This is a genomic window from Comamonas sp. Y33R10-2 (genome assembly GCF_019355935.1).
Classification (GTDB): Bacteria; Pseudomonadota; Gammaproteobacteria; order Burkholderiales; family Burkholderiaceae_C; genus Comamonas.
Genome location: NZ_CP079925.1, coordinates 2,542,108 through 2,560,291, shown reverse-complemented (window position 1 = coordinate 2,560,291; position 18,184 = coordinate 2,542,108). Strand labels below are relative to the sequence as shown.

The 18,184-nt window shown below is 57.3% G+C and carries 13 protein-coding genes; 4 read left to right on the top strand and 9 right to left on the bottom strand.

The annotated features are described in order from the left end of the window. Window positions 1–106 precede the first annotated feature (106 nt). The 5 genes from KUF54_RS11385 to KUF54_RS11365 all read right to left on the bottom strand — a co-directional run bounded on the left by KUF54_RS11385 (window position 107) and on the right by KUF54_RS11365 (window position 9,881). On the bottom strand, window positions 107–2,512 hold the full coding sequence (locus KUF54_RS11385; RefSeq protein ID WP_219342938.1) for a DUF1631 domain-containing protein: 2,406 nt from the start codon (window positions 2,510–2,512) through the stop codon (window positions 107–109). Between the two features lie 59 nt (window positions 2,513–2,571). Next, a complete protein-coding gene (gene secF / locus KUF54_RS11380) occupies window positions 2,572–3,531 on the bottom strand; it encodes a protein translocase subunit SecF (RefSeq protein ID WP_219342937.1) in 960 nt (319 codons plus the stop codon). Window positions 3,532–3,542: 11 nt separating this feature from the next. Further along, complete coding sequence (gene secD / locus KUF54_RS11375; protein ID WP_219342936.1) at window positions 3,543–5,444, bottom strand: protein translocase subunit SecD; 1,902 nt, start codon at window positions 5,442–5,444, stop codon at window positions 3,543–3,545. 171 nt (window positions 5,445–5,615) lie between these two features. Next, window positions 5,616–5,948: a preprotein translocase subunit YajC gene (gene yajC, locus KUF54_RS11370; RefSeq protein ID WP_219342935.1), complete on the bottom strand. Its 333-nt coding sequence runs from the start codon at window positions 5,946–5,948 to the stop codon at window positions 5,616–5,618. Between the two features lie 345 nt (window positions 5,949–6,293). Beyond that, complete coding sequence (locus KUF54_RS11365; RefSeq protein WP_219342934.1) at window positions 6,294–9,881, bottom strand: indolepyruvate ferredoxin oxidoreductase family protein; 3,588 nt, start codon at window positions 9,879–9,881, stop codon at window positions 6,294–6,296. Between KUF54_RS11365 and KUF54_RS11360 the strand changes: the two genes are divergently transcribed. The 3 genes from KUF54_RS11360 (at window position 9,880) to KUF54_RS11350 (ending at window position 12,330) form a co-directional block, all read left to right on the top strand. Beyond that, window positions 9,880–10,047, top strand: a complete 168-nt coding sequence (locus KUF54_RS11360) for a hypothetical protein (RefSeq protein ID WP_219342933.1) — start codon at window positions 9,880–9,882, stop codon at window positions 10,045–10,047. The two genes, KUF54_RS11365 and KUF54_RS11360, sit on opposite strands and share 2 nt — an antisense overlap. Before the next feature lie 33 nt (window positions 10,048–10,080). Further along, a complete protein-coding gene (locus tag KUF54_RS11355) occupies window positions 10,081–10,563 on the top strand; it encodes an Lrp/AsnC family transcriptional regulator (RefSeq protein WP_219342932.1) in 483 nt (160 codons plus the stop codon). A gap of 84 nt (window positions 10,564–10,647) precedes the next feature. Next, window positions 10,648–12,330 (top strand): MFS transporter, encoded by a 1,683-nt coding sequence (locus KUF54_RS11350; protein WP_219342931.1) that lies wholly within the window; start codon window positions 10,648–10,650, stop codon window positions 12,328–12,330. 66 nt (window positions 12,331–12,396) lie between these two features. On the opposite strand, the gene KUF54_RS11345 is transcribed toward KUF54_RS11350, so the two are convergent. Continuing rightward, a complete protein-coding gene (locus tag KUF54_RS11345) occupies window positions 12,397–13,572 on the bottom strand; it encodes a murein transglycosylase A (protein WP_219342930.1) in 1,176 nt (391 codons plus the stop codon). A gap of 366 nt (window positions 13,573–13,938) precedes the next feature. Here KUF54_RS11345 and KUF54_RS11340 point away from each other — a divergent pair, with 366 nt between their 5' ends. After that, complete coding sequence (locus KUF54_RS11340) at window positions 13,939–14,595, top strand: OmpA family protein (protein WP_219342929.1); 657 nt, start codon at window positions 13,939–13,941, stop codon at window positions 14,593–14,595. 65 nt (window positions 14,596–14,660) lie between these two features. Here KUF54_RS11340 and KUF54_RS11335 read toward each other — a convergent pair whose 3' ends face one another. The 3 genes from KUF54_RS11335 to KUF54_RS11325 form a co-directional block, all read right to left on the bottom strand. After that, window positions 14,661–15,290, bottom strand: coding sequence for a response regulator transcription factor (locus KUF54_RS11335; protein ID WP_219342928.1), 630 nt, complete (start codon window positions 15,288–15,290; stop codon window positions 14,661–14,663). Window positions 15,291–15,295: 5 nt separating this feature from the next. Continuing rightward, window positions 15,296–17,293 carry a nitrogen regulation protein NR(II) gene (locus KUF54_RS11330; RefSeq protein WP_370627609.1) on the bottom strand — a complete coding sequence of 666 codons (1,998 nt, stop codon included), beginning with the start codon at window positions 17,291–17,293 and terminating at the stop codon, window positions 15,296–15,298. Window positions 17,294–17,364: 71 nt separating this feature from the next. Continuing rightward, window positions 17,365–18,180: a carbon-nitrogen hydrolase family protein gene (locus tag KUF54_RS11325; RefSeq protein ID WP_219342926.1), complete on the bottom strand. Its 816-nt coding sequence runs from the start codon at window positions 18,178–18,180 to the stop codon at window positions 17,365–17,367. Window positions 18,181–18,184 lie beyond the last annotated feature (4 nt).

Below are 18,184 nucleotides of genomic sequence, written 5' to 3'. Positions count from 1 at the left end.
GGCATCTACCAATTGCGGGACAGCAAGCAAGCGCCGCCGCGCAGCGAGGCTGTCGTCCCCTTCCGCGAAGCAGAGAGGGGGAAGCGGCGCAGCCGCTCAGGGGGAGTCAGCTCAAGCGCTCCGGGTTCGCCTGAATCTTCTGCAGCGCATCTCGCGTCGCACGCACAGTCAACGCTTCCTCATCATGCACGGACAACAAGCCTGCCTGCAGATAGGTGGCCATGCGCTGAGCCTGCAGCAGATAGCAATGGCTGTCTAACGATGCAAACAGGTGCAGATGCTTGCGGCGGCTGTGCCAGACATATTGCACTTGCACACGGGCACCGTTGTGGTCCATCGTAAACCAGCGGCCAGTTTCCAGCATCTTGGCCCATTCCAGCATGGCGGGCTCGACCGGAGTATCGGTATTTGGAATGACGTGCAATCCTGCTGTATCCACGCCCAGCATCAACTCAATGCTTTCGTTAGACAAAGGCATATCGTCCAGCTTGCCATCTTCGCTGATGTATTTTTCCAGCTCGGACAGGCGCTTGGCCATGGCATCTATGTGTTCCGTAGGAATCGCTGCAGTTTTGGACATAAAAGCCTGAGCCAAGGTATCAGTCAGCGCCTTGATAACGGCAGACTGCGTATCACCCGTCACGCTCACCAACTCCAGCCCTTCACGCAAGGTCTGCAGCAAAGTCGGCAACCCTTGAATGACCCGGGCTCTTTCTTGGCGCGATGGTTTGGCACTTGCAGACCACACCAGCTCGCTCGCGGCCTGCTTAAAGCGCATGGCGCGTGCATCTTTGGCGCCGTAGCGTACCGTCGCCATGGCCAGCACATCAGCCCAAGACTTGAAGAGAAAATTGCGTACCTCTTCGCGCACCGGAATATCGTTGAGCATGTTGCGCAGCTCAATGGTGTACTGCACGGCCAGCGTTTCTTTTTGCTCTACCTGTTGCGCCACAGAGCTGATCTTGGCCGTGGACTTGTTTTGCGTCAGATGCTTGGTGAGGAATTCCTCAAACTCACGCAACACCAGGGCGAAAACCTTTTGTCCCGTTTCAGGATATTGCTCAATGACCTGAACCACGCGGCGAATTTCAAGCTCCAGCGCATTGCCGCTGATGCTGCTGGCATCAAAGCCCATAACGCAAGAACCCATGCGGTCAATCAACTTGCGCGCGGGGTGATTCAAGTCGCTAAAAAACTGAGGCTCAGCAAGGGCCACACGTAATACCGGCACCTGCAGCCGTGCAAACCAAACGCGAATGGAGGGGGGCAGGCGATCTTCCGAAAGAATGCTCTGGAACATCAACGCCACCACCTCAATAGTGGCTTTTTCGCCCTTGGTCTCAGCCTTGTTTTTGAAGTCTGCCGAGCGCTCTCGCACTTGGTTGACCAGTTGCCCAATCGCTGCAGGGCTGTAATCCATGGCGGGCATAGCCATGACCGTGCCTGGCATTACCGGGTATTGGGCTTGGAACTGGGTCAGCATCATGTGCTGCTGCTCTTGCAGCGCTTGCTCCAGTGCTGCCGATGCAGGCGGCATAGGCATTTGAGCCCCACTCTGCGCCAGACCCGAAATACCCAGAGCAGGTTGACTGAGCACCTGCCGCAATTGATTCATCGCATCCATTGCGCGGTGACGCGCCCGCGCCAGCATGCTCAAACCGGCGCTGGCTCCGGGCGGCAATTGCACGCCCATACCGCCCGGCATACCAGCACCCATACCCATGCCAGCCGGCATGTACTGATGACTGGCGGAGTGTCCCCAGTTGTTGGGCTCAGACGCACTGCCGTGGCTACTATGAGCGCCGCCACTTAGTTTCATTGCACTAGTCGATGCCCCGCTTTCCGTGCGCCTCACACGCAAAGGCGCATCCGCAGCCTTGCTCACGCCTTTGGCATCTAGCAGCTTATGTAGAGTGCTGTACTCAGACTCCAGCAGCGGTGCCAATGCTGTTTGAAATGGCTCTAAAACCTGCAGCAGATGCTTGCGCTCCAGCCCACAGGCCAGCCATTGCTCAACCAAATGCAGGCAGATGCGATCAACGCGGAACATGTCTTGCACAGCAAGCTCTTGTCCCTCCAGTGCCTGAATGCGCAAGCGCATGGAGTCAAAACCGGGCTGGAGTGTCTCCCCCATGGTCAGTGCCATACGGGATGCCAGAATTTTGTTATCAACGACATCGTCGCTGAGCAATTCAAACGTCAGCGGCGCTGACGTTGATATAACGCTTTCGCCACTCGGCAACCTCGGCTTGCGCGCCGCCTGCTGCAGGGCGTTCACGCTTGCCGAAACCCATGCATCTTTTTGGGCTTGAAAGTTCTGCCAAACATCACGCCATGCCTGCGCATCTATTTGCGCAGAAGCAGAGCTGCTCTGATTAGAGAGAAACTCATCGAGTTGCTGAGCGACTTTGGGCAAACCTTGGCAAATGCCATGAACCCAACGCAAACGCGCCTGCCAGCCCAGTTGTTGCTGGGCCGCAGACGCGTTGTTAGAGGGCTGCGAAAGAGTCATGGTCTAAGTGTAAGGGCGGCGCAGGCACTTGCGTGCGCCCGGTCATCCTTTTAAAACCGTCAGACCACCGCTCCAGAGTTGGGATCGCTAGGATCTTGCGCAGAAGTCTTGGCTGCAGGAGCCTTGATCAAATCTTCGCGTTTGACGCCCAGCCACATGGCAATAGCTGCAGCCACAAATACTGAAGAGTAGATGCCGAACAAAATGCCGATCGTCAGGGCCAGCGCAAAGTAGTGAAGGCTAGGACCACCGAAGAAGAACATCGACAGCACCATAGCTTCGGTAGAGGCGTGGGTGATGATGGTGCGACTCATGGTCGAGGTAATCGCGTGATCAATCACCTCGTGCGTATTGAGCTTGCGGAACTTGCGGAAGGCTTCGCGGATACGGTCAAAAATAACCACTGACTCATTGACCGAGTAGCCCAGCACCGCCAGCACGCCTGCCAGCACCGAGAGCGAGAACTCCCACTGGAAGAAAGCGAAGAAGCCCAAAATGATGACCACATCATGCAAGTTGGCGATGATGGCCGCCACACCGAACTTCCACTCAAAGCGGAAGGCCAGATAAATGATGATGCCCAAAATCACCATGCCCAGCGCCATCAGGCCGCTGTGCATCAGCTCATCGCCCACCTGAGGGCCGACAAATTCGGTGCGGCGCAGCGTTACTTCAGCGTCTTGCGCCTTAAGTGCTGTGAGCACTTGCTCGCTTTGCTGTGCAGTAGTCACGCCCTTTTGCACGGGCAGGCGGATCATCACATCCTTGGACGTACCAAAATTCTGCACGATCACATCCTGGTAGCCCAGCTTGGAGATGGTGTCACGAACTTTGCCGATTTCGGCAGGCTGGCTGTAAGCCACTTCCATGACCGTACCGCCCGTGAACTCCACCGACAGGTGCAGTCCGCGAGAGAACAGGAAAAAGACGGCCAGCGCGAATGTGATGAAGGAAACAGCGTTGAGCCACAACGCGTACTTCATGAACGGGATATCTTTTTTGATGCGGAAGAATTCCATGATCTTCCTCCTTAGTTGTTGCTGCTACGGCTGGCTACGGAGCGGTGACCATCACCCTCAGCAGGCTTCCAGACCTGACCAATGGAGATGCTCTTGAGCTTTTTCTTGCCGCCGTACCAGAGGTTCACCAGACCGCGCGAGAAGAACACAGCCGAGAACATGCTGGTCAAAATACCAATGCAGTGCACCACCGCAAAGCCGCGCACCACGCCTGAGCCAAAGGCCAGAAGGGCAAGACCAGCGATCAGCGTGGTCACGTTCGAGTCCAAGATGGTGTGCCAAGCGTTCTCGTAACCTGCATGGATAGCCGCCTGTGGCGACGCACCGGCTCGCAGTTCTTCACGAATACGCTCGTTAATCAACACGTTAGAGTCAATGGCTACGCCTAGCGCCAGTGCCATAGCGGCGATGCCAGGCAGGGTCAGCGTGGCTTGCAACATGGACAAGATGGCCAGCAGCAGCAGCACGTTCACCGACAGAGCTACTGTGGAGAACACGCCAAACAGCATGTAGTACACGCACATAAAGGCTGCAATCGCCACCATACCCCAGACCACAGAGTGAATACCGCGGTTGATATTGTCCGCACCCAAGCTTGGGCCGATGGTGTATTCCTCAATGATTTCCATAGGCGCTGCCAGCGAGCCAGCGCGCAGTAGCAGCGAGGTGTCGTTAGCTTCCTGAGTCGTCATACGACCGGAAATTTGCACGCGACCACCACCGATTTCGCCACGGATCACAGGCGCTGTCACCACTTCGCCCTTGCCCTTTTCGAACAAGATGATGGCCATGCGCTTGCCGATGTTCTCGCGGGTCACGTCCTTGAAGGTACGGGCGCCCTTGGCGTCCAGCGTCAGATTCACCGTAGCCTCTTGGGTCTGGCCGTCAAAGCCAGGCTGGGCATCGGTCAGGTTCTCGCCAGTCAGCGTCACCTGCTTGTGCACGATAACGGCCTGACCATTGCGATCCAGATACTTTTCAGAGCCAAAAGGTACGGGGCCAGAACCCATTTCGGCGCCGCGCGCTTCGGTGGACTCATCGACCATGCGCACTTCCAAGGTCGCGGTACGGCCCAGAATGTCCTTGGCCTTGGCGGTGTCCTGCACACCAGGCAGTTGCACCACAATGCGGTCTAGGCCCTGTTGCTGAATCACCGGCTCGGCCACGCCCAACTCGTTGATACGGTTGTGCAGCGTCACCATATTTTGCTTAAGCGCTTGCTCTTGCACCTTGCGCAAAGCTTCTGGCTTGATCGATGCCAACAGCTTGAATCCGGTGCCGTCAGGTGTGGATGTTGCGGTGAGGTCAGGAAACTGATCCTTGATGAGGTTACTCACAGCAGTTTGCGTCGCAGCGTCGCGCATGCGGACGGTGATGCTGTTGCCATCACGGCTCACACCTCCGTGGCGAATGTTCTTATCGCGCATGAAAGTACGCAGGTCGCCCGCATAGCTCTCGGCCTTCTTGGTCAGAGCTGCAGCCATGTCGACTTGCAGCATGAAATGCACGCCGCCGCGCAAGTCCAGACCCAGATACATGGGCTTAGCACCGATGGAGGTCAGCCAGTCAGGCGAGCGCGAGACCAGGTTCAGCGCCACGATGTAGACGGGATCTGTGGGATCCGCAATCAATGCCTTCTGGATAACGTCCTTGGCCTTGAGCTGCTCATCGGGCGTATCAAAGCGTGCACGCACCGAAGTGCCTTCCAGCGACAGTGAGGTTGGCTTAACGTTAGCTGCGCTCAAGGCAGATTCCACCTTTTGCAGCACCGCGTTGTCCACTTTTACAGTGGCTTTGGCCGAAGAAACCTGTACAGCAGGCGCTTCACCAAAGAAATTGGGCAGGGTGTAGATCACCCCCACCAGCAGCGCGACCACGAGGATCGCGTACTTCCAGACCGGGTAACGGTTCATGATCGCGCTCTTTGTTTTACAGCAACGCACAACGGGTACGCGCACTCTGAACGAGCGCCGTACCCTTGAGGAGAAACACCGGATCCGCCACGCAAATCAATGATCTGCATTCGAGACGATGTGCAAGGCAGCAACGTCAATGGCGGTCTCGGCAGGTCTTGAGCAGACCGATTACTTGGCCGAGCCCTTGGGCAGGACTTGCGTCACAGCAGAGCGCTGGATCTGGATTTCCACGCCGGAAGCGATTTCGATGTGAACGAACTGCTCAGCCATGCGGGTCACGGTGCCGATGATGCCACCAGCAGTTGCCACATCATCACCCTTGGCCAGCGCGTCAATCATGGCGCGGTGTTCCTTTTGGCGCTTCATCTGAGGACGAATCATTACGAAGTACAGCACCACGAACATCAGCACCAAAGGCAGCATGCCAGTGAGCGAACCCATTAAGCCGCCTTCAGCAGCGGCGGCAGGAGCGGTCTGGGCGAAAGCAGAAGAAATGAACAAGGGAAAGCTCCGAAAGAGTGAATTTGTCAGTAACAGGTCCAGGCAGGCGCACAGGTGCACGATCTGGCCGGGTCAACGAGACATTGTATTCGGCTCGCTTGTTGTCGATATTGGCATGGGCGGACAGATGGCATAGGCATTCCCTGATGTCACCGCCCACAGCGCTTAAGCAGCCATCAAGCCAGATAAATGTATAGCGCCAAGTCCATGATCTACATTGTTTTTCTGTTGTTTTAGTTCTCAATGTCAATCAGTACCAGCACAAGCAGCTATCTATATTAGAGAGGCATGCCCAATACAAAGGCCGGATTACCCCGGCCTTTGTATGGAGACATCTTGACGCAATTAGTTCACTGCATCGAGCTTCTCAGTCTCAATAGCTGCAATCGGCGCTTGGCTCCAGCGCGTCATCAGAGCCGCCCATTTGCTTCGCGCTGCCGCCAAATTGCGCTCCTTGACATGGCCGTAGCCACGAATCTCTTCAGGAATTGACGCGATCTCTACGGCCAGAGACAGCTTGTCGGCTTTTAGGCCGGTCAGCAGCGTTTCAATGCACGCACGATATTCCACGATCAAGGCCCGTTCGGTGCGGCGCTCCTCAGTGCGCCCAAATAGATCGAACGCCGTGCCTCGCAAACCTTTCATGCCCGCTAGCAGGCCCATGGCCTTGTGCATCCAAGCGCCGTAAGACTTTTTCAGCAAGTGCCCCTGTGCGTCTTTTTTGGCCAATCCGGGAGGGGCCAGGTGATGCACCACCTTGTAGTCACCCTCGAACATGTCGCTAATCTTTTGGTTAAACGATGCATCCGTGTGCAAACGTGCCACTTCGTACTCATCTTTGTATGCCATCAGCTTGAACAGATAACGCGCCACGGCCTGCGACAGGCGCGGGACATCCTTGTCGCGGCCTAGCTTTTCTTCGCTGGCTCGCACCTTGGCCACAAAGTCTGAATATTGCAGGGCATAAGCGTCATTTTGGTAAGCGCGAAGGAACTCCACGCGCTTGGCCAACATTTCTTCAAGCGAAGGTTTTTTGACGAACTCAATCACTTGCGTGGCCTGATAGAGCGCACGCACAGCATTCAAATCATGGGCGCAGCGGCGGCCCCACTCAAAAGCCTCTTGGTTTTTAGCCACTTGAACGCCGTTGAGCTCCATGGCGCGCATCAGCGCTACATGGCTCAGCGGCACTTTGCCCTTTTGCCAGGCGTAACCCAGCAGCATGGGGTTGGCGTAGATGCTGTCGCCCAGTAAAGCCGAAGACGCTTTTTCCGCATCAAAGCTACCCAAAGCGTCAAAGCCCACCGCATTTGCCAACGCTGTCGCACAACGTGCCGCAGGCGATTGCCAGTTAGGGTCGCCGATAAAAGTAGCAGAGGGCGCTGCATGACTGTTAAGCGCCACATAGGTGCGCCCCGGCTGCATCACAGACAAAGTCGTTGGCGTGGCCGCCACGATGGGGTCGCAACCGATCACCAAATCAGCCTTGGCCATATCCACCTTGGTGGTGTAGATGGCATCAGAGCGGTTCGCAATTTGGATATGGCTCCAAGTGGAGCCGCCCTTTTGAGCCAGCCCCGCCGCATCTTGGGTGACCACGCCTTTGCCTTCCAAGTGCGCAGCCATGCCCAGCAGCGATCCGATGGTGATAACGCCCGTGCCGCCCACGCCGGCCACCACAATGCCCCAAGCCTGCTCGGCCACAGGCAGCACTGGCTCAGGAATGTTTGGCAAAGCGTCAAGACTGCCTTTTTTCTCTTGCTTGGGCTTTTTCAAAGCGCCGCCCTCCACGGTCACAAAGCTGGGGCAAAAGCCTTTGACGCAGGAGTAATCTTTGTTGCAGCTGTTTTGGTTGATGCGGCGCTTGCGGCCAAACTCGGTTTCCACCGGTTCAACCGACAGGCAGTTGGACTGCACCGAGCAATCACCGCAGCCCTCGCACACCAACTCGTTAATGATCACCGTCTTATCGGGCGTCTTCATGGTGCCGCGTTTGCGGCGGCGGCGTTTTTCGGTGGCGCAGGTCTGGTCGTAAATGATGACGGTGCAGCCTTTGATCTCGCGAAACTGCTTTTGAATCGCATCTAGCTCATCGCGGTGGTGCACGGTCACGCCATCGCCTAGCTTCACGCCGTCGTACTTTTGCGGCTCGTCCGTCACGATGAGCAGCTTTTGCACTCCCTCAGACAGCAGACTGTTCATGATCTGCAGCACCGTATGGCCCTCAGCTCGCTCGCCCACGCGCTGACCACCCGTCATTGCCACGGCATCGTTGTAGAGCACCTTGTAGGTAATGTTGGTGCCAGCTGCAATGCTTTGGCGAACGGCCAGCAGCCCACTATGAAAGTAAGTGCCATCGCCTAAATTGGCAAACACATGTGGCTCGGTGGTAAACGGAGCCTGCCCCACCCAAGTCACGCCTTCGCCGCCCATTTGTGTGAAGGTGCTGGTATTGCGGTCAGGCATCCACGTCGTCATGTAGTGGCAGCCAATACCCGCCACGGCGCGCGAGCCTTCGGGCACGCGGGTGCTGGTGTTGTGTGGGCAGCCGCTGCAAAACCAGGGCGTGCGGTCGCCTGTCGATGCCTCTTTGGCAAGCTGCAGCGCGGCTTCGCGGGAATCGAGCACGGCAAGGCGTTGCTGCATGCGTGCCTCGATATGCTCGGGTACGCCCAGCTTTTTCAAGCGTGCAGCAATCGCTCTGGCAATCAAGGCGGGCGTCAGATCGGCATTCGGGCGCAGCAGCCAGTCGCTGCTGGGGTTGGGTAGCGACCATTCACCGCCGTGGTCGTCGCTGAACTTGCCCACCACATTGGGCCGTACGTCATCGCGCCAGTTGTAGAGCTCTTCCTTGATTTGATATTCGATGACTTGGCGCTTTTCTTCAACCACCAAAATCTCTTGCAAGCCGCGTGCAAAGTCTCGGGTGATGGTGGCTTCTAGCGGCCAAACCACGTTAACCTTGTGTAAGCGAATGCCTAACTGGCGGCAATTGTCGTCATCCAAGCCTAAATCGGCCAACGCTTGGCGCGTGTCGTTATAGGCCTTGCCGCTGGCGATAATGCCAAAACGATCATTCGCGCTCGCAATCACGTTGTGGTTGAGCTTATTTGCCCGCACATAGGCTAGCGCCGCATACCACTTGTAGTTCATCAGCCGTGCTTCCTGCTCCAGCGGTGGGTCAGGCCAGCGGATATGCAAGCCACCGGGCGGCATCTGAAAGTCTTCAGGCAGGATGATATTGACACGGTCAGGATCTACTTCAATGGACGCCGACGACTCGACCACTTCCTGAATCGTCTTCATGCCCGACCAAAGGCCTGAAAAGCGGCTCATGGCAAAGGCATGCAGGCCCATGTCCAGAATGTCCTGCACATTGCTGGGAAAGAACACCGGCGTGCCGCAGGCTTTAAAGATATGGTCGCTCTGGTGCGCAGCGGTGGAGGATTTGCTGATGTGGTCATCCCCCGCAATCGCAATCACACCGCCATGCTTTGAGGTGCCGGCCATATTGGCGTGCTTGAACACATCAGAGCAGCGGTCAACACCCGGCCCCTTGCCGTACCAAATACCCAAAACACCATCAAATTTTTTGGTATCGGGGTAGAGATCCAGCTGCTGTGAGCCCCAAACCGCCGTAGCGCCCAGCTCTTCGTTCACGCCCGGCTGAAAGACGATATGGTTCGCCTCCATGTGCTTTTTGGCAGCCCACAGTGATTGGTCATAGCTGCCCAGCGGCGAGCCGCGATAGCCGCTGATGAAACCCGCCGTATTGAGCCCTGCCTGCGCATCACGCAGCCGCTGCAGCATGGGTAGCCTGACCAGTGCCTGCACGCCACTCATAAAGGCGCGACCGCGGTCTAGGGAATACTTGTCGTCCAGAGTCACGGACTCTAGAGCACGACGGACTTCATCAGGCAAAGGGGCATTCATGGCGGATCTCTCCATGTGGGTTGCCGACTCTGGCGCGGGTAGCTGCCAGGGCGACATCTTGCTTAAAGCACTTCTGCAATCTATGCAGAAAACACTAGCTGTTTTGCCAAAGTTTAAGGAAGATCACCTGAATAGAGCTTTCTTTTTATTGCCGGGATTAACCTAGTTTTTAAAAGAATCTTGCTATAAATTACTAAAAATGAATCAACTAGATCGTTTTGACTGGGCCATCTTGAATGAGCTGCAAATGGACGGCCGTCTCACCAACGCCGAACTGGCCCAGCGCGTAGGCCTGTCTGCCGCCCCCTGCTGGCGGCGCGTGCGGGCGCTGGAGGAAGCCGGCTACATCACCGGCTATCACGCTACGCTAGACCGCCATAAACTGGGCTTAGGCGTACTGGCCTTTGTGCGCGTGGATGCGGCGCAGAACACGGCAGACATCACCGAGCGCATGGAAGAAGCCATTCGCCTGCTGCCCGAGGTGACCAGTTGCCACTACATCAGCGGCGCGGGCACATTTGAGCTGCAGGTTGTGGCGCGTGATTTAGAGAGCTTTTCAGGCTTTGTACGCAACGTGCTGCTGCGCCTGCCCAACGTGAAGGATGTGCACACGATTTTTTCGCTGGGTGAGGTGAAGGCCAGCAGCTCTTTGCCACTGCCCAGCACGCTCACCAACACCTAAAACGCACCAACTGCAGCGCAGCCAGCCAAGGGCTGAGGCACTAAGTATTTGTCACATCAACTTTCATCCGACAAAATTGAGCACATGGCCCAAGACGACTCTGCCGCACCCTCTCCTCAATCGCTGAATTCAGAATCAAAGTTGCTGGAAGACCCATCGGCCGCGCATTCCCACGCTCATGCGCCGCCTGCCGCAGCACCCGGCGTCTGGGCACCCTTAAGCGCACCCACTTTCCGCATGCTGTGGTTGATCTGGATGACGGCCAACATCTGCATGTGGATGAACGATGTAGCAGCGGCTTGGCTGATGACGTCGCTGACCACCTCGCCCGTGATGGTGGCCTTGGTGCAATCGGCATCGACCTTGCCGGTATTCTTTTTGGCGCTACCCAGCGGGGCGTTGGCCGATATTTTGGACAGGCGCCGCTACTTCATCGTCACCCAGTTTTGGGTCGCAGGTGTGGCGCTGCTGTTGTGTGTGGTCGTTCTTTCCGGCAAGCTCACGCCTAACTTGCTGCTTGCACTGGTGTTTGCCAACGGTATCGGTCTGGCCATGCGCTGGCCAGTTTTCTCGGCGTTGATTCCTGAGCTGGTCCCCAGAAACCATTTGCCACTGGCCATGGCGCTCAATGGCATCGCCATGAATGCCTCGCGCATCATCGGTCCACTGGTGGCGGGCGCCATCATTGCCAGCTTGGGTAGCGCCTGGGTGTTTGTGCTCAATGCGGCTTTGTCCATCATTTCAGGCTTTGTGCTGCTGCGCTGGAAGCGCCAGCAACCCGACAATCCGCTCGGGCGCGAGCGGCTCGGTTCTGCCATGCGTGTGGGCCTGCAATTCATCAAAGAATCGCCCCGCATGCATGCGGTGCTGCTGCGCACCATCTGCTACTTTTTGCAAGCCACGGCCGTCATGGCCTTGCTGCCACTGACTGCGCAACGTCTCAATAACAACCACAGCAGTGCCAGCACATTCACATGGCTGTTGGCTGCTATGGGCACTGGCGCCATTCTGGGAGCCTTGGTGCTGCCGCGCATCCGCGCTGCACTCTCGAATGAGCGCACCGTTCTCATCGGCGTGGGCGCGCAGGGTTTGGCCACACTGATCGTGGCTTTCGCTCCGCATATCACCGTCGCTGTGCCGGCCATGATGCTTTCTGGCCTTGCCTTGCTAGCCACTGCCAATACGCTGGGCGTTGCCGCGCAAATGGCGCTGCCCAATTGGGTGCGGGCACGCGGCATGTCGATTTATCTGATGTCCATCATGGGCAGCACGGCCATTGGCGCGGCTGTATGGGGCAAGCTCGCCAGCCTCACTTCGGTGCAAACCAGCATGGCGATTGCTGCGGTGAGTGGCTTAAGCGCCATGCTGCTGGTGCAGCACTTCAACCCCAGCCGCAACATCGAAGAAGATTTGAGCCCTTCCAAAGCACTCGCCCCACCGACTGCCGATACACCGTACGAAGCTGGCCGCGTCGTCGTCACTATTGAGTATTTGGTGGAGCCCAGCCGCGCCGCTGCCTTTAAGAAGCTGATGGAGCACAGCCGCCGCAGCCGCCTGCGCCAAGGTGCGCTGTCGTGGAGCTTGCTGCACAGCATGAGCCACCCTGAGCGATTTATTGAGCAAATCACCGATGAATCATGGACGGAGCACCTGCGCCGCTTTGAGCGTGTGACGGCCGACGATGTCGCCTTGCGCGACCGCAAGCTCAGCTTCCATAAAGGCAAAGAGCCGCCAGTCGTAAAGCGTTATTTCACGGATTCGTTCTGATTTTTCAAGCAAAAAGAGCCTCTAGTCTTGATTCATAAGAACTAGAAGCTCTTTTTTTAATAGCATTTACTTCAAATGCGGTGCAGAGTTGACCAGGCTCTTGGGCCAGAAGGCCCATAGCTTGAGCGGCTGTTTGACGCGGCCCGCCACATCGCCCGCCTCGGGGCCCCAACCCATAAAGTAATCCGCTCGCACGGCGCCGACAATGGCACTGCCCGTATCTTGCGCAAACACCAGGCGGTTGAGCGACACCGTAGGGCCGGGTGTAGAAAGCCATACTGGCGTGCCGTAAGGGATGCTGTTGCGATCCACCGCAATCGAACGACCGGGCGTCAGCGCCACACCTTGTGCGCCCTTGGGGCCGAACTGGGCGTCAAAGTCGTTCAACGCTTCTTCGCGAAAGAAAACATAGCGCGGGTTGCTCCACAGCATTTCGTTCACACGCGAGGGGTTGGCGACAATCCAAGCACTGATGCCGGGCCACGTCGCATCGCGGACCAAGTTTTGATCGAGCAACCAACGGCCCACGCTCTTGTAAGGCTGGTCATTGGTGCCTGCATAGGCCACGCGAATCATGCGCTGGCGGCCATCGGTCTCTGTCAGCATCAGACGACCCGAGCCTTGAATGTGCAGTATCAGCATATCCACCGGGTCACGCATCCACGCAATCACACGGCCTGCCAGCGCAGCCTGCGCCTCAGCGCTGGTATCGATTTGCTGGCGCGTGAACCACGGCTTGCGCTTGCCAAAGCCTTGCGGCGTTTGGTACAGCGGCACATTAAAGCCATTGCCCTGCACACGGCGCGCCTCAAACACGGGCTCGTAATAGGCGGTCAACATGCCGTCGGGGCTGCCCGTGCTGGCTTCAATGCGGAAGGGCTGCAGAGTGCTCATCATCCAGCTGCGCTGCTCGTCCTCTGAAGCAATGCTCAGGCGGCGCACATCGCTGCACAAGCTTGCAAACACGGTACTGGGACGCTCGCAATTTTTGATCCAAGCATTCCACGCTTCATTGAGCGAGTCTTGCGGGACACCCGGCAAATCCCCCCAATCGACTGACACCCAACGGCTTTTAGTCGGTACATTGGCAGTAAACGGTGGCTTGGGTGTAGTGGCAGCACCTCCGTGCGGAGCCATTTCTGGCACCGGCATCGGATCGCTTTGCTGCTTGGTGGTGGTACATGCCACCAGGCTTCCTACAATCAGCGCCAGTAAAGCATGGCGCAGGAGATGAACATTCATGGGTCTAATTTTGCTTGAAGCACTGCTAGCGTTGGTGATTCTGGCCGCTATTGTGTGGTGGACGATGTTCTCGGGTCGAAAAAAGGGCGAGTTACCTACTTCAGACGCTGTAACAACATCGACAAAAGCCCATAAGAATGCGGTACATGACAAGGCGTCTCCAGATTAGCGCAGGGCGCGGCAGATAAAAAGCCAAGCCCAGCGGCAGGCTCCGACTGTGACAATTTTTTGCATCCGAATCATGCGCTAGCACGCGTCCTACGTTTTTCGCGGCTTCTTAGCAGTACGCTAGCGCCGTTGCCTCATTCCAGCAACGCTGGTTTTTGCAAGACCATTGAGGTCATTTATTCCACTAAGGAGTTTTTTATGCGCAAGCAAATGGCTGTATCGGCCGCTCTGGCCTCTGCATTGTTGATCACCGGCTGCGCCGCTCCCAGCGGCATGTCGGACACCACACGCCGCACCGCCACAGGCGCAGGCGTGGGCGCACTGGGTGGTGCAGCCATCGGTGCCATCGCTGGTGGCCACGCAGGCTCTGGCGCGCTGATTGGTGCGGGCGTGGGCGCTCTGGGATCCTACATCTGGTCCAAGAATCTGGAAAAGCAAAAAGCTGAAATGGAAGCCGCGACCCAAGGCACTGGCGTGGGCGTGACGCAAACTGCTGACAACCAGCTTAAGCTGGACATTCCTAGCGACATTTCTTTTGACACCGGTCGCTCCGACGTCAAGGGCAACTTCGCCCCGATCTTGGATCGCTTTGCCGAGGGTCTGCGCAACAACCCCAACGCGGAAGTGCGCATCATCGGTCACACCGACAGCACAGGCTCTGACTCCATCAACGACCCCCTGTCGCTGCAACGCGCTGAAAGCACCCGCCACTACCTGACGTCCCGCGGCGTCAACGGTGCCCGCGTTCAGGTGCAAGGCATGGGCTCGCGTCAGCCCGTGGCCTCGAACGCAACCAATGAAGGTCGCTCGCGCAACCGCCGTGTTGAGATCTTCGTGGGTGAGCGCGCTCAATAACCAAGGCTTAGGCCCATCAAAAAAGCCCCGAAATTCGGGGCTTTTTTATTTCTAAAGCTTGTACCTCAAGCGTGGCGTAGCAAGTTGGCCAGCTCTACGGCTGATTTGACTTGCATCTTGTCAAAGACACGTGCTCGGTGCACTTCTACGGTGCGCACGCTGATGTCGAGCTTATCGGCGATCAGCTTGTTCGGTACGCCGTCGACCACCAGCGTCATCACGTCTTTTTCGCGCTCAGTTAACTCGCCCAAACGCTTGCGCACCATTTCGCGCTCTTGCAAAGCGGCAAGGTGCTTTGCAGACAATGCCAATGCCTGCTCAATACGGTCCACCAGTGCGTTATCCGAGAAAGGCTTTTCGCAAAAGTCGAAGGCACCGCGCTTGACCGTATCTACCGCCGTGGGCACATCAGCGTGTCCGGTCAAGAAAATCACGGGCATGGCCTCGACTTGCTTGCGCTCGAGCATGCGATTGAACAATGACAAGCCACTCATGCCCGTCATGCGCATATCGAGCAGCAGACAAGAGGGGCGGCGCCTCACAGGTTCATTGTCCAGAATGGCTTTCTCAAACTCTTCGGCATTGCGATAGCACTCGCTGAGCAATCTGCGTGAACGCAGCAGCCATGCCAATGCCTCTCGGACATCAGCGTCATCGTCTACGACATAGACGGTAGCGTCGGTTACAGGTTCCATGAAGCCTAGTTTTCTGTGAGTTCGCTGTCGGCCGGAAGGGTAAAAAAGAATTCCGTGCCTTGCGGGAGATGCGGGCGGTAATCAAGATGACCGCCATGTTGCTCGACCACCGTGCGGCACAGGCTCAGGCCTAGACCCATGCCTTCCGAGCGAGTAGTGAAGAAGGGGGTGAACAGCAGCTCGGCGACCTCTTGAGAAATCCCAGATCCACAGTCCAGTACTGAAAATTCTACCCAACGCCCGTTATCCCCCTCAGAACTGCGCCTGACTCTTAGCGTCAGCACGCGATTTTTAAGGTCAGGCACATCCATAGCCTGCATGCCGTTGCGCGCCAGATTAAGCAGCACCTGCTCGACCATGGTGGCGTCGCACAGCACACCGGGCAGCGCGGGCTCTAACTCCAGCTGCACGCTCACATTGAGTTTGTGCGCCTGCAAATTGACCAGCGGCATGACTGCGTCAATCAACTCGATCGCTTGAACAGCCTCTCTGGATTTATCACGTCGGCGCACAAAGTCGCGCACGCTTTTGATGACCTTTCCTGCTCGGTCAGCCTGCAAGCTGATGCGTTTCATGGCCATGTGCAAGTCCTTGAAGCGCTCGTCTTCAGGGCTTATCTCCTGATGGCCCAGCATATTGAGCGAGCCAGTGGCGTAGCTTGAGATAGCGGCCAAGGGCTGGGTCAACTCATGGCTGAGCATGGATGCCATCTCGCCCACCGTCGCCAAGCGGGCCGTGGCCTGTAATCGCTCATGCGAAGCACGCGACACATCTTCCATGCGGCGCTGTTCGCTAATGTCGACAAAAGCGCTCATCCAGCCAGTATGTAGACCCTGTGCGGTAATCAATGGGGCCTCAAAAATAAGCACTGGAAAGCGCGAGCCATCTTTGCGCATGAAGACGCTCTCGTGGCCTTGTCGAGGGGTAGGCAGCAAGCCTGCCAAACGCTGATCGCGGCGATTGACATACTCTTGCGCTAACTCGGGCGGCCAGTAGGGCGCCACATCCAGCCCCAACAGCTCTGTGGCCGAAAAGCCCACCATGTTGCAAAACGCCGGGTTCACATAGGTGATGCGCCCCTGTAAATCGCGCGCTCGCATGCCAGTGACCAGCGAATCCTCCATCGCTTTGCGAAACGCCAGTGCGTCACCCAGATCACGCTCAGCGCGCAAGCGGCGGCGGTTGTCGCGCACGAGCACCACCACCACGGACACCAGTGCAATCGACATGGCCGTGACCAGCGCCGTCATCACATTGGGGAACACGCTAGGTGCGTGATGCCAGCTGTCCATGCGCAGCACCAGCGTGTTGCCGGGCAAGTCCAGCAGTTGCTGGGCCGTAAACATGCGCGAGCCACGCCATGCCGCCCCCACCATCGCCAAGCGAGTGCCATCAGGCTCGGTAAATGACACCTCCTGCGTTCGCGGCAGCGCTTTGGCGACCTGCGCCATCAAAATGCCCTGCAAGCTATATGTGCCCAGCACATAGCCGATGAAATGGCCGTTTTCCGTCAACGGCATGCAGACTTGCATGGTCTCCGTACCCAGCCCTTCGCCCAACAACTGAAACCGGCTTGGCGAGTAAAAAGGCCCGTTAAAACGCCGAGCCTGTGAGCACAACAGCGATTCGCTGGAATGCAAATCCATCGCCTGCGTTTCATCGTCTAGCAGCAAGGTTCGATAAGGTGTTTCGGCATGGGCAATCATGCGCATGTTCTTGTTGCGCCATTCAATGCGCATCAAGTCCCGACGCATTTGCAGCAGTTCCGCCGCATGCGCATGCCACGCTTCATGGTTATCGCTGTAGACATTGAGCGCCAGCAAGTCCTGCAAATTGCGGCCCAGCGCTGTGCGCACGTCGCCCACCGCATTGGCCGTGTCGCGTTCGAGCTTTTCTTGTACCTGGGATGCTTCGTAGCGGCCAGCCAACCACACCATGGTGACGAGCATGCTGACCACTAGCGCCACTAGCAAAGTCCATAGTGACCAACGCTTCCAGGCCATGCGCCAGCGCCGCCACGGCCAGTGTGTGGGGTGGTCTTCGGGCAGTTCGCCTTTGGGGGTCAATGATTCGGTCACAGCACGCGATGGGTCAAAGCCGGTAATTGTTGCCTCAATTGCTGCAAGCGATCGCGACGGATCTCACCGAGCACCACGCCAGAGCCACTGGCCTGCAGTACCTGCACCTCGCCCCAGGGGTCAATGAGCAGGCTGTGGCCCCAAGTGCGGCGGCCGTTTTCATGCACACCGCCTTGGCCCGGCGCCAGCACATAGGCCAAATTTTCAATCGCTCGGGCGCGCAGCAGCACCTCCCAGTGCGCTTGGCCTGTGGTGTAGGTAAAGGCACTGGGCACCAGCAATAAATCAGCGCCTTGTGCGCTTAGCGCCCGGTACAGCTCGGGAAAGCGAAGGTCATAGCAAACACTCAAGCCCAGACGCCAAGTTTCGCCATTTTTGGCCTGTATATCGCAGACCACAGGCTGCGTTCCAGCCTGCACCGCAGCCGCCTCTGTGTAATGCTCGCGGCCGTTATCAAACTGGAACAGATGAATCTTGTCGTAGCGCGCTACGCACTCGCCGCTGGGCGCATAAACCAAGCTGGTGTTGAGCACATGCTGATCGTCATCCGCCTGCAGCGGCAAAGTGCCGGCCACCACCCATAACTGCAGCTCTTTGGCTGCCTGCGCCATAAAGTCTTGAATGGGCCCCGCGCCAAACGCTTCGCGGTAGGCCAGTTTGTCGGTGTCTTTGGCGCCCATGGCGCAAAAATATTCGGGCAAAACCACCAACTCAGCACCCAGCCCTGCGGCCTGCTGCATCAGGCTACGGGCTTGCGCCAAGTTGGCAGGCACATTCAAGCCAGAAACCATTTGCAAGGCGGCAATCTTCATGGTG

Excerpts from the sequence above, each read along its gene's own strand:
- KUF54_RS11385 (WP_219342938.1), bottom strand. The coding sequence starts at position 2,512 with ATGACTCTTTCGCAGCCCTCTAACAACGCGTCTGCGGCCCAGCAACAA.
- secF (WP_219342937.1), bottom strand. The coding sequence starts at position 3,531 with ATGGAATTCTTCCGCATCAAAAAAGATATCCCGTTCATGAAGTACGCG.
- secD (WP_219342936.1), bottom strand. The coding sequence starts at position 5,444 with ATGAACCGTTACCCGGTCTGGAAGTACGCGATCCTCGTGGTCGCGCTG.
- KUF54_RS11360 (WP_219342933.1), top strand. The coding sequence starts at position 9,880 with ATGGCGGATCTCTCCATGTGGGTTGCCGACTCTGGCGCGGGTAGCTGC.
- KUF54_RS11365 (WP_219342934.1), bottom strand. The coding sequence starts at position 9,881 with ATGAATGCCCCTTTGCCTGATGAAGTCCGTCGTGCTCTAGAGTCCGTG.
- KUF54_RS11355 (WP_219342932.1), top strand. The coding sequence starts at position 10,081 with ATGAATCAACTAGATCGTTTTGACTGGGCCATCTTGAATGAGCTGCAA.
- KUF54_RS11350 (WP_219342931.1), top strand. The coding sequence starts at position 10,648 with ATGGCCCAAGACGACTCTGCCGCACCCTCTCCTCAATCGCTGAATTCA.
- KUF54_RS11345 (WP_219342930.1), bottom strand. The coding sequence starts at position 13,572 with ATGAATGTTCATCTCCTGCGCCATGCTTTACTGGCGCTGATTGTAGGA.
- KUF54_RS11340 (WP_219342929.1), top strand. The coding sequence starts at position 13,939 with ATGCGCAAGCAAATGGCTGTATCGGCCGCTCTGGCCTCTGCATTGTTG.
- KUF54_RS11335 (WP_219342928.1), bottom strand. The coding sequence starts at position 15,290 with ATGGAACCTGTAACCGACGCTACCGTCTATGTCGTAGACGATGACGCT.
- KUF54_RS11330 (WP_370627609.1), bottom strand. The coding sequence starts at position 17,293 with ATGGCCTGGAAGCGTTGGTCACTATGGACTTTGCTAGTGGCGCTAGTG.
- KUF54_RS11325 (WP_219342926.1), bottom strand. The coding sequence starts at position 18,180 with ATGAAGATTGCCGCCTTGCAAATGGTTTCTGGCTTGAATGTGCCTGCC.